The sequence below is a fragment of the Prevotella sp. P5-64 genome (genome assembly GCF_002251285.1).
Classification (GTDB): domain Bacteria; phylum Bacteroidota; class Bacteroidia; order Bacteroidales; family Bacteroidaceae; genus Prevotella.
The window spans coordinates 36,774-50,000 of sequence record NZ_NPJK01000009.1 but is presented as its reverse complement, the minus strand read 5'-3'; the positions used below and the strand labels follow the sequence as shown (position 1 = coordinate 50,000).

Annotated in this window: 13 protein-coding genes and 1 riboswitch; of the genes, 1 reads left to right on the top strand and 12 read right to left on the bottom strand. The window is 56.7% G+C overall.

Going from position 1 to position 13,227, the window contains the following annotated elements; translation table 11 throughout:
• Nucleotides 1-12: 12 nt before the first annotated feature.
• From CIK87_RS02090 to CIK87_RS02080, 3 genes are all read right to left on the bottom strand, one after another.
• On the bottom strand, nucleotides 13-1,146 hold the full coding sequence (locus CIK87_RS02090) for a YncE family protein (RefSeq protein WP_094385043.1): 1,134 nt from the start codon (nucleotides 1,144-1,146) through the stop codon (nucleotides 13-15).
• Between the two features lie 24 nt (nucleotides 1,147-1,170).
• Entirely contained in the window at nucleotides 1,171-3,159 is a 1,989-nt protein-coding gene (locus tag CIK87_RS02085) for a TonB-dependent receptor (RefSeq protein WP_094385174.1), read from the bottom strand.
• A 46-nt stretch (nucleotides 3,160-3,205) separates the two neighbouring features.
• Nucleotides 3,206-3,421: riboswitch (cobalamin riboswitch) on the bottom strand.
• A 124-nt stretch (nucleotides 3,422-3,545) separates the two neighbouring features.
• A complete protein-coding gene (locus tag CIK87_RS02080) occupies nucleotides 3,546-4,337 on the bottom strand; it encodes a hypothetical protein (protein WP_094385041.1) in 792 nt (263 codons plus the stop codon).
• A 326-nt stretch (nucleotides 4,338-4,663) separates the two neighbouring features.
• On the opposite strand from CIK87_RS02080, the gene CIK87_RS02075 reads away from it, so the two are divergent.
• Nucleotides 4,664-5,521 (top strand): hypothetical protein, encoded by an 858-nt coding sequence (locus CIK87_RS02075; RefSeq protein ID WP_336385641.1) that lies wholly within the window; start codon nucleotides 4,664-4,666, stop codon nucleotides 5,519-5,521.
• A gap of 48 nt (nucleotides 5,522-5,569) precedes the next feature.
• On the opposite strand, the gene CIK87_RS14530 is transcribed toward CIK87_RS02075, so the two are convergent.
• The 9 genes from CIK87_RS14530 to CIK87_RS02035 form a co-directional block, all read right to left on the bottom strand.
• Entirely contained in the window at nucleotides 5,570-5,752 is a 183-nt protein-coding gene (locus CIK87_RS14530) for a hypothetical protein (RefSeq protein WP_144008073.1), read from the bottom strand.
• Nucleotides 5,753-5,895: 143 nt separating this feature from the next.
• Entirely contained in the window at nucleotides 5,896-6,363 is a 468-nt protein-coding gene (queF, locus tag CIK87_RS02070; protein ID WP_022311619.1) for a preQ(1) synthase, read from the bottom strand.
• Entirely contained in the window at nucleotides 6,363-7,052 is a 690-nt protein-coding gene (locus CIK87_RS02065; RefSeq protein ID WP_094385172.1) for a queuosine precursor transporter, read from the bottom strand. The genes queF and CIK87_RS02065 overlap by 1 nt, the downstream gene beginning before the upstream one ends.
• A 109-nt stretch (nucleotides 7,053-7,161) precedes the next feature.
• Nucleotides 7,162-8,253, bottom strand: coding sequence for a glycosyltransferase (locus CIK87_RS02060; RefSeq protein ID WP_022311621.1), 1,092 nt, complete (start codon nucleotides 8,251-8,253; stop codon nucleotides 7,162-7,164).
• Nucleotides 8,254-8,258: 5 nt separating this feature from the next.
• Nucleotides 8,259-9,221 carry a glycosyltransferase gene (locus CIK87_RS02055; protein WP_094385039.1) on the bottom strand — a complete coding sequence of 321 codons (963 nt, stop codon included), beginning with the start codon at nucleotides 9,219-9,221 and terminating at the stop codon, nucleotides 8,259-8,261.
• The gene (locus CIK87_RS02050) at nucleotides 9,185-10,066 is read right to left on the bottom strand and encodes a glycosyltransferase (protein ID WP_094385037.1); all 882 of its coding nucleotides are present in this window, start codon (nucleotides 10,064-10,066) and stop codon (nucleotides 9,185-9,187) included. The genes CIK87_RS02055 and CIK87_RS02050 overlap by 37 nt, the downstream gene beginning before the upstream one ends.
• Nucleotides 10,063-11,379, bottom strand: a complete 1,317-nt coding sequence (tilS, locus tag CIK87_RS02045) for a tRNA lysidine(34) synthetase TilS (RefSeq protein WP_094385034.1) — start codon at nucleotides 11,377-11,379, stop codon at nucleotides 10,063-10,065. The genes CIK87_RS02050 and tilS overlap by 4 nt, the downstream gene beginning before the upstream one ends.
• Complete coding sequence (locus CIK87_RS02040; RefSeq protein ID WP_022311625.1) at nucleotides 11,369-12,556, bottom strand: class I SAM-dependent rRNA methyltransferase; 1,188 nt, start codon at nucleotides 12,554-12,556, stop codon at nucleotides 11,369-11,371. Before CIK87_RS02040 ends, tilS begins: the two co-directional genes overlap by 11 nt.
• Complete coding sequence (locus tag CIK87_RS02035; protein ID WP_094385032.1) at nucleotides 12,556-13,218, bottom strand: 3'-5' exonuclease; 663 nt, start codon at nucleotides 13,216-13,218, stop codon at nucleotides 12,556-12,558. The genes CIK87_RS02040 and CIK87_RS02035 overlap by 1 nt, the downstream gene beginning before the upstream one ends.
• Between the last annotated feature and the right edge of the window lie 9 nt (nucleotides 13,219-13,227).

Sequence of the window (13,227 nt, the reverse complement as noted above, 5' to 3'; positions counted from 1 at the left end):
ATCGCGACAGTTTTAGTTGTCGAATATGGTCTTCACACCTACATTGAAGAACACAGCACAAGGACCTACGCCAGTGTCATAACTGTACATATAGCTTCCGTTCTTGCTGTATCGCTTCACATAACCATTGCTGTAATAGTCGGCATAACCATTCTCACCCTGGTTGTAAGAGAGAACAAAGATTTCACCTGTGGCAGGGTCAACATCGATGCCGGCAGGAGAGAAGACGCCCTCAGAGAGGTTGAGCGGAGTGGTAGTGCCCTGATAGGGATTGCTGTTGAGGTCGCATACGCTGTATTTGGCCTCACCGTAGGGATTGCTGATGATATACAGCTTGCCGTTGAGCATGCTGGCATAGTAGGCATCGGTCACCTTGGTAGCCTTGTTTCCGGCGAGATACTTTATGGCGCTTTCGCCCTTCTCTACTGAGTTGGGATACTCACCCTCATAGTACACCCAGTCGAGGATATAGACATTGCCGTTGTTGATGAATACCTTCTGGGGATTGTTGATGCCCTCTACATTGCGGGTCTCCACTTCGCCGGTACCGAGGTTGATGATAGAGATATTGCCGTGACCCTTGGCATAGTCAGAGTTGGCCACGACGATGCTGCTGGCATAACCAGCCAGACCCTCGGGAAAAGAGCCAACCTTGTACTTGGCTGTGAGCTTGAAATTGACAGTATCGACAGCAGCCACATAACCGCCATAGGTGGTGAAGAAGATGTGGCCGTTGCCAGCGATGATGTGGCGGGGCGACTTGCCTTCAGCGGCACCCAGCAGTTCGGTAGTCTTGATCTGCTTGATACGCTGCATGGTCTTCTTGTTGATTACCTCTACAGTATTCGAGCCATCGACTACTACATACATCTTGTCGCCATACACCAGTCCGTCGTTGGGGGTTGAGCCGAGGCTCTGTCCACCGTTGTTGGCAGCAAACACCTTCTGCACCGCAACATTAGAGGCATAATTGATGCCTGTCAGCGAACCGTCAATAGATGAGTACATATTGCCGGAGTTGACGATAAAGGCACCGTCAGATACTACCTCGTAGTGAAAGGATGGGCCGTTGTCGTCGTTACATGATGTGAAGAACAGCGGAGCGCTTACGAGGAGCGCCACCATAGCTAAGAAACTTTTTTTCATTGTCATTGTTGTTTATAGTTGTTGTTATAATTCCATTTTGACACTCATGCGCCAGTGGGTACGGGGCATGGGGTAATGCGCCACTATCTCATACTGATGGCCCAGGATGTTTTCGACATCGGCGCGCAGCTGGAGGCGTGTCTTACCAACCATCATATTGCGATAGGCGGTAAGTCCCACGTCGGCATAACCACCGATGTGCGTACCCTCATAGTGGTTGGGCGTAGCCCATCGGCCGCTGGCGGCCTGACCGTGCAGGGAGAGCGAGATCCAGGGGTTCTCCCATCCCACCGAAGCGCTGCCCTGATTGAGGGGCTGGTAGGGAACCTGCTTGCCATAGTGTGGCGACGACGCATCGGTGCGGTTGGCCACACGCTGATAGGTGTACGATGCCGACAGGTCTATGCGGTGACCGGCAGAGGGAGTCCACTCTACTCTCGCTTCGCCATCGACGCCCATACCACGGGCTTTGGCCATATTGATGGTGCGCCAGATAAACATATTGTAGGGCACCGCCACTATCTTGTCGCTGATGCGGTTGAGATAGGCGTCGGCTGCCACCTGGGCGACGAGCTTGGGGCTCCAGGCGTGGCGCCATGTGAGTCCTATGTTATACTGCCGCGTGTTTTCCGGCCTTACGTCGGGGCTGCCGTAATGGTGGAAATAGCACTCATTGAACGTGGGCACGCGGAAGATGTCTTTCATCGACGCGCGCAGATAGAGTTCCTCGTCTTCCATCAGCCGATACGAGAGCGAGAGCGAAGGCGACCACCGCCGCATGTCGCTCTGGGCCTCGCCGCGATGGGCTCCGTTGAGACAAAGTGTCCACAACACGCGAGCCAGAGCCGTAAAGCGCTGGCGCTGAAACTTCACCGCCGCCGTCTGCCATAGTGTATGGCGATAGGGTCTGCGGTCGGTGGCCAGACTGCTGCTCAGGTTGTTGTAGCAGTAGTCTGCCGCATAGTTTATCTCCACATCTCTGCAGGGAGCATAGAGCATGGATGCCGAGCCATAATACTCATGCTGCTGGTAGGTAGCATCATCACGGCGGTCGGGCAAGAGTGTATCGCGATACGCCGATGAAGCCCAGTTGGCCTTGGCTGTCAGCCGGAGCGACAGCCGCTGTGATGCCTGGTACAGCCAGCGTGTCTGGGCAAACCAGTTGCGGTCGTGCAACTGCTGTCCGCACACATTGGTGTAATATTGCACGATGCCGGGCAGCTGGCGGTCGTTGTCATAGTAGTATATCTTGGCCCAGAGACTGCTGCGGTCGTTGGGCGTCCAGAGTCCGCTTACCTCGGCATGACCGCTGCACATGCGGCTGTTGGAGCGCCGCTCTATGGTGGTCACATTGCCGTTGCGCAGACGGAAGGGATAGTCGTTGTCGGCATAGACATAGTCGCCCACGGCGCTGAGTGCCACGCTGCGCCCCATGCGTTGGGTGTAGCGCACAAAGGGGTTGGCATAGCCCCACGAGCCCAGCCTCATCTGCGCCGTGAGATGGGGCTTGAGGTCGGCTGGCAGCCGCGTGAGACTCTGGATGGCAAGCACAGCAGGCGTGGTGGCTTGGCGCGCGGTGACGAAGATGTCGTCGCCATCGCCTATGGTGAGACTCAGACTCTGCACATTGTCTATCGAGTAGCGCGACACATCGATTTCGCCGCTCTGAATCTCGCTAAGCATCACGCCGTCATAGCTTACTCCGGTATGTTGCGCTCCATAACCACGCACCGACACGGTCTTCATGCCGCCAGCACCGCCATAGTCGCGCAGCGTGACACCAGCCAGACGGTTCAGGGCATCGGCGACATCGGTGACACCAAGGCGCAGATAGTCGGCACTGCCAATGACGCGCACGGGAGCCGAGTTGTCTATGCGACGCTGCTGGCCGTCGACCACCACGTCGGGAAGCCGATGCACACGCGTCGTATCCTTCGGCTGGGCATACACCGAGGTGGCTCCTGTCATCAGGAGCACCGTCAGGATTAGAGCCAAGTTGCGTTTCACTGTCATTGTCATTACTGTCGGTATGTCGCCTGTCCTCGCAGACCATACACCTTATTATATATATAGCAACGGCAGGTATTCTGACTCACACCTCTGTCATCGCAGTGATGACCACTGGCAAACCGTCTTCCCGAAAAAATGTCAGTGACGTGATGGTTTGCCTGCCTCGCCTGCCGAGGCCGGAGGTGTTCACAGCAGCGGGACTGTTCGGGAGTTTCACCCGATTCCCTTTTTAATCAATCTATGAACCAATTGCTTGTGCAAAGTTAATGCAAGTCATAGACAATACAAAGGAAAACCGTAGTTTTTTTTCATTTTCCATTGTCCACACCCCGACAGCCTCTGCCCAAGCCATTGTTGTCCAGCCTTTCACAGCATACGCCGCCAGTGCGTCAATTGCCGTCACCGCCCGCATGGTCACAGTCGCAGAGACGCATATTGGCCATATTCTCCACATAGGAAACGGCTTTATTGATGTCTATCATTATCGCCTCGAGCTCTATATGGATTTCCACAACGCTGATGAAGAACAGCTGCAGGTCGGCATCGTCGGTCAGCGACTCGCAGCATGTCAGGAAGTCTTCGTCAGATAGGGTTAGGCTAAAGCCTTGGTCTGTATAGGGCAGCAGGGTGAGCATTGCCTTGCAGGTCTCGCGGCGTATGGCGGCAATGGCACCAAGCGGACTCATGGCACTCGTGGCCTCACCGGCAGCGCCTGCCAACGGGCTGCCAGGACACAGCGCCTGTATTGCTTTGCTGGCATCCATAGGACTGAGCTCGCTATCTGCAAGACTTGCCACATACTTGTTGTACGACATACACAGGTTGGCATAGGCATTGACGAGGTTTTTCACTTCATCTTCATCAACCTGGCCCGACGCAAGGGACTCTTGCTGGTGCTGGCGGGCCAGACTGTAGAGGCGCCCAAATGCCGGGGATGCACCAGAGAATACATCCACCCACACCAGCGGGCAGTAATACTGGAGATAACGCTGGACAGCCGACGGCTGCCTCCACGAATACTCGACTCCTTCGACCTCTCTCACCTCATCGGGAGAGGCCAGGCTCCGGCAGACTTTATCTATGCTGGGCAGATGGGCAAAGGTGAGTCTGTCCTTGATGTCATCAAACTGCCGTTGATCCTGCTCGCGCCACCAGTGAGATTGCGGGGCGCCATCCAGCACTTGATGTCATGTTGTTCGAGCAGATGGCAGACGGCTTGGGCTGCGTCAGACTGAGCCGACGAATAGCTGATGAATATATCGTGGGTCATAGCGGCAAAAATTGTGGTTGATAGTTATGGTTCTACAAAAGTAAAATTTTTTCAGTAGAAACAGGCTTAAACGGAGAGAAATATTACAACGCGGGTGAAAATAATTGGAATGACGGCAACCGCTGTTACAGCAAGAGGGGTGGCAATGACGGTGGCTGCCAGTCTTTTTTTCAGCAAATCACTTGGTGCATACGCGCATAATCACTACCTTTGCATAGACAATAGACAACGGCAAGAATGATGAAAAGTAGAATTGCGATAATCGGCATAGCCCTGGCAACGATGGCCATCATGGCCTGCTCGGGCAACAGTGACAACGGCACCAAGGGAGCCAAGTTGGGCGCCTCTACCGACGAGCTCAAACTCAGCGGCGACAAGACCGTATATGGTCTGGCGTGCGACGGATGCACCGACTCGGTGGTGCTGCTTCTGCCCAACGACGGCAGCGACCCCATACGTTTCAACGTGATAGAGGCCACACGCCGCGGCAAGATTATGGGACAGCTCAAAGTGGGCGACTGGATAGGCGTGGTGACCAACAAGGAAGACTCTACCGTGGCAGACATGGTGATAGACCTGGACCAGCTCAAGGGAATATGGTGCTATATCGTCATGCCCAAGCTGAAGGACTATGAGCAGATGAGCCCTCGCCTGCAGAAGCGTATCATGAGAGATATGCCCGATTCCATCAAGAAGACTTACCTTATACCACGTGAATACGGGTTCTGGATGAAGCGCCAGTGGTCGTGCATGAGCGTGGGATATGTGCGCGAACAGACTTCGCTCGAAGAGGAGAGCCCCGTGGTCTATCCGCCATTGGGTTACTTCACCGCATGGCACATCTGGAACGGCTATCTGGTCATCACCGCCGGCACGCCGAAGATGGGCAAGGACAACAAACTGGAGGTGACAGACCTGGTCAATGACACCTGCACCATAGACTACTTCAAGGGCGACTCGCTGGTGCTGACCAGCGGCGGAGTGACGCGCAGCTACTATCGCAAGAACAACATTGAGGACATCAACAAGAAGGCCAAGGCGATAGCCAGCATGCAGGCCAAGAAGGCGCTGAAGGAGGCGACCACAGCACAATAGACTGGGCACAGGGAGGCCATCTCCCCTACCCCCGCAGCCTCATCGCAATCAGAGCACTACCCATCGGGTGGTGCTCTGATTGTTTATGGCGCGGCAGAGACCGTCACGACGCATAAGGAGCACGCAGACTGCGGCGTAGAGGGCGCGGTTGCCGGCTCGTAACGGAAGGTACGTGGGCTCGTGACTTACGATACGTAAGCACGTGCCGTAAATCACGAGCCCACGTAACATAAGATACGAGCCAGCCGATGCCACTGCCACGCCGCCAGCGCGGGTAGCGAGAAGAGGCAGAGACGCCCCAGCCACAAACGACAATCGCCGCAAGCAATATGAAGAATGCTTGCGGCGATTGGGATAGTGTGGTTGGCACGCTGTTATTTATCACCCATGTCGTGATGGATGAAGCGCTGCTCGGCCAGTTGCTCATACTTGGTGCCGGGCTTGCCATAGTTGGCATAGGGATAGATGCTTATGCCGCCACGGGGAGTGAAGAGACCTGTCACCTCGATATACTTGGGCTCCATCAGGCGGATGAGGTCTTTCATGATGACATTGACACAGTCCTCATGGAAGTCGCCGTGATTGCGGAAGCTGAAGAGATAGAGCTTAAGGCTCTTGCTCTCTACCATCTTGATATCCGGGATATATGAGATGCGTATCTCTGCAAAGTCGGGCTGCCCTGTAATGGGGCAGAGTGATGTGAACTCGGGGCAGTTGAACCTTACCCAATAATCATTGCCCGGATGCTTGTTGACAAAGGTCTCCAACACCTCTGGGGCATAGTCGTCGGCATACTTGGTAGCCGATCCCAGCTGTTTCAGTCCGTCTTTAGTCCTGTCCATTAGAAATTGAAAATTTTTAATACGTTATAGTCTACGCCCTCGTCATAGACATCCTCGCCCTCATAGGCCTTGACCCAGCGCACCACGCGGATGGTAAGAGGCAGCACCACAATCTCGTAGGCAGTCTTGAGCACCACCTGCATAAGCATCAGCACGGGTATCTCGCTCAAGGGTATCACGCCCCAGAACGCCAGCGGGAAAAAGATGAGGGAGTCGGCACTCTCGCCAGCCACCGTGCTCAGGATGGCGCGCAGCGAGAACCGATGGCCGTTGGAACTAATCTTCATGCGGCTCATCACATAGGCGTTGGCAAAAGAGCCCACGATGAAGGCGGCAAACGAGGCCGCTGCCACGCGCGGAGCCAAGCCGAAGATGGCATGGAAGCCCTGGTCATTGGTCCAGTAGGGTGCGCCGGGTATCCAGTCGCACAGGGCACCCACCAGGGTAAAGAAGAAGTTCATGGCGAAGCCTATCCAGATGAGGAGGCGAACCTTGCGGTAGCCCCACACCTCGCATACGCAGTCGTTGATGATATAACTGATTGGGAACACAAGCAGTCCACCGGTAACGCTGAACTCTCCCATCGCTATCTGCTTTGTCGCAAACACGTTTGACGCAATCAGGCAAACGCAGAAGAGTATGCCGAAAAGCATAAAGAGCATACTCACACTCTGTCTTTTATTATTCATATTCTTGTTTTGATAAAGGGGGTTGAGCAAGTACCCCTGTCTGTTACGGAGTGCAAAGTTACGAATAAAAGATTGGACTGTCAAGATTTCGGCCTACTTTTTTCATTCGCTATAGCAAACTCTGATAGAAGTCTTCGTACTGGCGCGCCACCTTAATATAATCATGGTGGCGGTGGATATAGTCTACGCTCTGCTCTCTGAGCCGGACAACCTCGTGGGGATGGGTGACGAGATATTCGAGCTGTTCGACCACACTCTCGTAAGTGGGCTGGACATTGACGATGGGTCGCAGCTGGGTCTCGCCCAGTATCTCGTAGTGTTCGGGTTCGCCTCCGCCCACGCACACCACGCCGTGGGCCATCGCCTCAAGGGGATTCATCGACGGCGTGTAGCTGTAGAGCTGGTCGAGCAGCACATCCTGGTCGTGCAGAAGGCGCACATACTCGTCGAAAGGCAGGCTCTCGGCCACGGTCAGCGTCATCTCCTCGGGGTGACGGGCAGCCACGTCCTGCGCAGCACGCAGCATGATGTCGGTGCCCTTATAGACCGAGCGGCTGCGGTTGATGCCGATAAAGACCTTGAGCCTGTCGTGGGGGTGCAGAGCAGGCTGAGCGTCGCAGCGTATGGGGTAAGGGATGAAGGAGAGTTTATGGGGGAAGTGGGGATGATAGCATACCCAGTCTTCATAGAGACCGGCGACGATGCCGTCGCAGTCTGCGGCTATCATCTGGTTGAGCCGCCCCTTGGCGGTGTCTATCCAGTCGTCGATATGCACCTGTGCCTCGGGGTCTGTACGCACCTGGTCGCCGAAGTTGAAGTCACTATAACGCAGCGGCTTGCGGGTAATGCACTCGTGGACCCAATAGTAATCCATGCCAAAGGCACCGAGGACCACCCTACGGTTATGGCGGCGCAGATAGCGATAGACGGGCAGGATGCGCTCGGCCTTGAGCTCAAGGAACATGGGGTTGATAAGCTGCACCACATCATAGCCCCGCAGCCGTGGCAACAAGGTGCAGAGTCGCATAAGGTAACAGAGGCCTCCCCACCAGCCCGGACGACGCACGAGGGAGAGGTCGCGGGGATAGTCTTTCCAGAAGTCGCCGTTGGACAAGACGGTGACCTGATGGCCCAACTGGCGCAGGCCGCAAGCCAGGGTCCAGTGTACATTGCTGTATTCGCCGATGAGGAGTATGCGCATAATCGTTATCTTACTATATGTAACAGCAGGCTGCGTCCCATCTTGGACTGGACGAGCCGGCGGAACATCCAATACTTGCGGGTGTAACGCTTGTCGGGCAGCGGATAGAGTCCCTGCTGCTCGAGCGTGGCAATGGCGTCGTCGAGGCGCTGGCGGCTGTGGGTAAGCTGGATGGTATTGTAGAGGTAGTCCATCGTGAGCTGGGCGACGCGACGGGCGAGAGCCTGGCGGTCGGTCTCGGGCATGGTGGCAGCCATCTGCTGCAGGCGCAGGATGACAGCCAGCGAGTCGGAGAGCCGCTTGTCGATGTGGTTGGCGGCATCGGCGTGCATGATGGAACCTCGGCGCTGACGGTAGTAGTATGCCTTGGCGTCGGTATAAAACAGGCGCTCGGCACGGAGGATGAGCTGGGGCGTAAATTCCTCGTCTTCGTGCAGGATGCCGGCTGTGAAGCGCAGAGAGCCCAACAGCTCGCGGCTGAAGATATAGCCACAGGCTGTGCCGTGGAGGTTGTGACCCTGCATATACTCGCTGCCCGACATGGGACCTTCATAAGAATAAGGTGTAGCTACCGAGGAGCGGGTGGAGAAGTCGAACAAGACCATGTCGGGGTTATGATAACGCACGAGGTCGAGGCAATGCTCGTAGGGAATACGCAGAAGATAGTCGTCGCCATCGACAAACTGGATGTAGCGGCCGGTAGCCACTCTGATACCCATATTGCGGGCGCAGGCAAGGCCGCTGTTGGGCTGGCGCAGATAGATAATCTGGTCTTTTACGTCATCGATATCGGTGATGGCGGGCAGCTTGGAGCCGTCGTCGATGACGATGACTTCGCGCTCGCCAGGCTGGAAAGCCAAGGAGAAGATGGCGGTGACGCACTCGCGCAACATATCGGCGGGCAGGTCGTAGCAGGTGATGACAAAGGTCATCAGTGGCGTGGCCGGAGCAGTTGGTGTAGTCGGCATAAGAATCTGAATCCTAATAATCGGTTAATCAATAACTTGGGAGTATGCCAGTAAGGCAGCCGGGGCAGCAAAGGCACACGCCCGGTGGCGTGGTAAACATCGAGGGCGACATTGACCACATGGGCATAATAGTCAGCGTTGCTCACCAGGGGCAGCACATAGCAATGGGCAGCAAGCAGCAGGGAGAGGTCGGCACCGGTGGCGGTGCGGGTGATGCCCTGCGGATTGTCGTAGTAACGATAGAGGCCCGTGGTGACGGTGGCTATCGCGCGGCAATGGGGCAGCAGGCGCGGCAGAAGCCAGGCGTCTTCAAACGTAAGTCCTTCGGGGAAGAGGCAATGGTCGAAGAGGCTGCGGCGGAACACCTTGTTCCAGGCGTATGTATGGGTATAGGCACGGGCGTCAAGCCAGTAACGGCGCCAGTCGGTATAGACGGCATCGGACAACGCAAGCTGGTGGCAGCGCGGCGAGCCATAGTGTATCTCTACGGGATATTCGACGAGGTCGTAGTCGGGATGGGCGGCGAGCAGGGCAAGCAGCGGGGGCAGCGTATGGGGCTGGAGCACATCGTCGCTGTCGACAAAGGTGACGTAGGGCGCATGGCTGCGGGCGATGCCGGAGTTGCGGGCGGCACTGAGACCGCGATTGGGTTGGTGGACGACGCTGATGCGGTCGCTACGCTCTGCCCACCGGTCGCAAAGGTCACCACAGGAGTCGGGCGAACCATCATCGACGAGGATGAGTTCACAACCGTCAGCCTGGCTGAGCACGCTCTCGACACAGCGGTCAAGGGTGGCAGCGGTCTTGTAGACGGGGATGATGACTGTGAGGACAAGGGGTGTCATGGGCGTATGTATGTGAGCTGTATATATCGTCGTGTGTCGGCGGTGATGCGGCCACGGTGGTCGGGGCGTTCGCCCACAAGCCACACCACACGGTCGCGGGCATCGGTAACGACCAGCTGGCGCCGCTTCTCGATGAGATTGCGCTTGCGGTCGGTGAGGTAGTCGCTTACGAGCTTGCTGCCGCGCATGCCAAGGGGCGTGAAGCGGTCGCCCTGGCGCACTCGGCGCAGGGTGAGGGGCAGTTCGACGGCTGTGGCATCGAGCATCACGCTCAGCGGGTCACGGGAAATGGGCATATCGGGGGTGTAAGGCGCCAGCTCCAGCCTCAACCGCTCGCCCGAAGAGATGAGGTATGTACCTGCCTCGGGCATTACCACGGACTGGGGAGCCTGGGGTTCGAGCGGGGCGATGACCAGGGCGTCGCGAGAGGTCACCACGGTGTGTGTAGACGACTGCCACTCCATGCCGGGGCGGCCGTCGATGGCTGCCGCCATATCCTCGACCTGCACGGGGGTAAAGCCGAGTGGTGCCAGGCGATGCCAGAGCACATACTCGGCAGACGCCTCGCTGCGCAACATGGCAAAGGGGAGCGTGTCGCCCTGATAACGGTCGTGGATGACAGGGGAATTGGCCATGCGGGCAGCCTCGGTGAGGCGGAGCGAGGTCTGGTAGATGCTGTCGACGACCGAGGGGTTGATGGTCTGCAACAGGGGGATGACATCGAGTCTCACCTTGTTGCGCTTGACGTCGTTGACGAGATTGGTGCTGTCGGTGACATATCCCTCACCCTGCTCGCTGAGCCACGCTTCGATGTCGCGGCGGCTCACGGAGAGCAGCGGACGCACCACATGACCATTGCGGGGAGCGATGCCGGTGAGTCCGTCGATGCCGGTACCCCGGATGAGATTGAGGAGCACGGTCTCGACGCTGTCTTCGCGATGGTGGGCCACACACACGGTGGCGGCACCGATGGAGAGGCGCAACTGCTCGAAATAACCATAACGCAAATCGCGTGCAGCCATCTCTATGCTCACCTTATGGAGGTCGGCATAGGCACGGGTGTCAAAGTGGGCAAGATGAAGAGGGATGGCGTGACGGCGACAGAGGTCGATGCAGAACTGCTCATCGCGATTAGACTCATCGCCACGGAGGTGGAAGTTACAGTGAGCCGCCTCAACCTGATAACCCAGCCGTCGGAGCACCAGCAGCAGACAAACACTGTCGGCGCCACCCGAGAGGGCTATCAGATGTGTGTCGCCCGGAGACAGGAGGTCATGGGCGGCGATGAATTGGCTTACTTCTTTATTCAACATAGAGTACCAGTCCCTTCAGGTATTCACCCTCGGGGTGATAGATATTGATGGGATGGTCGGCAGGCTGGTGCAACTGATGCAGGATGCGCACCTTGCGGCCGGCTTGGGCGGCTGCCGTGAAGACAGCGTTGCGGAAATTATCTTTGGTAACGACCTGCGAACAGCTGAAGGTGAACAGGATGCCACCTGGCTTTATGCGTTCGAAGCCCTTAACGTTAAGTCGGGTGTAGCCTTTCAATGCATTATGGAGCGCAGCACGATGTTTGGCAAAGGCAGGAGGATCAAGAATGATGAGGTCGTACTTCTTGTCGTTGGCATCGAGATACTTGAAGGCGTCATCGCAGAATGCCTCGTGACGGGCGTCACCAGGGAAGTTGAGGGCGACATTGCGGTTGGTAAGCTCGATGGCCTTGGCGCTGCTGTCGACCGAGTGGACGGCTTGCGCACCGCCTCGCATGGCATAGACAGAGAAGCCTCCAGTGTAGCAGAACATATTGAGAACCGTGCGGCCACGGGCATACTGCTCGAGAAGTGAACGGTTTTCGCGCTGGTCGACAAAGAAACCGGTCTTCTGGCCCTTGAGCCAATCGACATGGAAGCGAAGGCCGTTCTCGACAGCGGTATTGTCGTCGCTGCCACCATATATAAATCCGTTCTCCTGACGCAGGTCGGCCTTGAAGGGCAGCGTGGTCTCGCTCTTGTAATAGACATTCTCGATGCGGTGGCCCATCACGCGGACCAAGGCGTCGCACACAGCCTGGCGGCTCACGTGCATACCCACACTGTGGGCCTGCATCACGGCGGTGGCACCATAACAGTCGATGACGAGACCAGGCAGATTGTCGCCCTCACCGTGTACGAGTCGGTAGGTATTGTTGCGCTCGTTGTCGGCTATGCCTATGGCTATACGCATCTGCAGCGCCGAAGCCAAGCGGCTCTCCCAGAACTCGGCGTCAATCTCGACCTGACGGAAGGACAGCACTCTGACGGCGATGGAACCTATCTGATAGTGGCCACAGGCGAGGAAATCGCCCGATGAAGAAAAGACGTTGACGATGTCGCCCTCGCCTATCCCCTCGTCCATGCGCATGATAGCGCCCGAGAATATCCAGGGATGGAAACGGCGCAGGCTTTCTTCCTTGCCTCGCTTGAGTATGACGGATGGGTATTGTGGCATTATGCTTCTGTATTTATGGGTTTGCGTTCTTGTTTCGGAGCGGGCTCTTCGACGGTCACCAGCTCATAGTCGCCGGTCTCGGCGAGACGGCAGATTTCCTCGTAGAGGCGGATGCAGGTCCAGGCGTCGGTGGCGGCATAGAGACACTGGCGGTTGGTAAGCGCGTCGGCCTCCCAGTTGGTGAGCCGCTGGCGCTTGCTGATCTTCTCGTGGAAGAGGTTGGCATAGAGCTTCTGCAGCGACTGGTCCTGGATGCCCAGGCGACCTACCTCATTCTGCAAATCGACAAACATACCTGGCTTGAAGTCGGCGCGGTGGTGCAGAGACAGCAAGTCGTTGCTCAGCGACAGTCCCACCATGGGCACCGTGGTATTCTCCAACAGACGAATGATAGCTGGCGTCACGCCGATGCGGTTGAGACGAAACAGAAAACAGGTGTCGTGGGTCGAAACCTGAAGCAGCGCCACCTTGTAGGTCTTTCCCTTGCGGAAGGCGGGGCGTGTCTCGGTGTCAATGCCCAATATGGGCTGCGTCAACAAATAATCGACGGCGCGCTCGGCCTCACCCGCTGTGAGGATGGTGATAATGCGCCCTGGAAACTCGACCACGGGAAGAGCCATAATCAGAGTTTTGTCAAACTTGGTATAAATTGTTTTCTTCATTCTTGGTTT

Bases quoted from the DNA above. Each gene is read 5' to 3' on its own strand.
- CIK87_RS02090 (WP_094385043.1), bottom strand. From the start codon at position 1,146: ATGAAAAAAAGTTTCTTAGCTATGGTGGCGCTCCTCGTAAGCGCTCCG.
- CIK87_RS02085 (WP_094385174.1), bottom strand. From the start codon at position 3,159: ATGACAGTGAAACGCAACTTGGCTCTAATCCTGACGGTGCTCCTGATG.
- CIK87_RS02075 (WP_336385641.1), top strand. From the start codon at position 4,664: ATGATGAAAAGTAGAATTGCGATAATCGGCATAGCCCTGGCAACGATG.
- CIK87_RS14530 (WP_144008073.1), bottom strand. From the start codon at position 5,752: ATGTTACGTGGGCTCGTGATTTACGGCACGTGCTTACGTATCGTAAGT.
- queF (WP_022311619.1), bottom strand. From the start codon at position 6,363: ATGGACAGGACTAAAGACGGACTGAAACAGCTGGGATCGGCTACCAAG.
- CIK87_RS02065 (WP_094385172.1), bottom strand. From the start codon at position 7,052: ATGAATAATAAAAGACAGAGTGTGAGTATGCTCTTTATGCTTTTCGGC.
- CIK87_RS02060 (WP_022311621.1), bottom strand. From the start codon at position 8,253: ATGCGCATACTCCTCATCGGCGAATACAGCAATGTACACTGGACCCTG.
- CIK87_RS02055 (WP_094385039.1), bottom strand. From the start codon at position 9,221: ATGCCGACTACACCAACTGCTCCGGCCACGCCACTGATGACCTTTGTC.
- CIK87_RS02050 (WP_094385037.1), bottom strand. From the start codon at position 10,066: ATGACACCCCTTGTCCTCACAGTCATCATCCCCGTCTACAAGACCGCT.
- tilS (WP_094385034.1), bottom strand. From the start codon at position 11,379: ATGTTGAATAAAGAAGTAAGCCAATTCATCGCCGCCCATGACCTCCTG.
- CIK87_RS02040 (WP_022311625.1), bottom strand. From the start codon at position 12,556: ATGCCACAATACCCATCCGTCATACTCAAGCGAGGCAAGGAAGAAAGC.
- CIK87_RS02035 (WP_094385032.1), bottom strand. From the start codon at position 13,218: ATGAAGAAAACAATTTATACCAAGTTTGACAAAACTCTGATTATGGCT.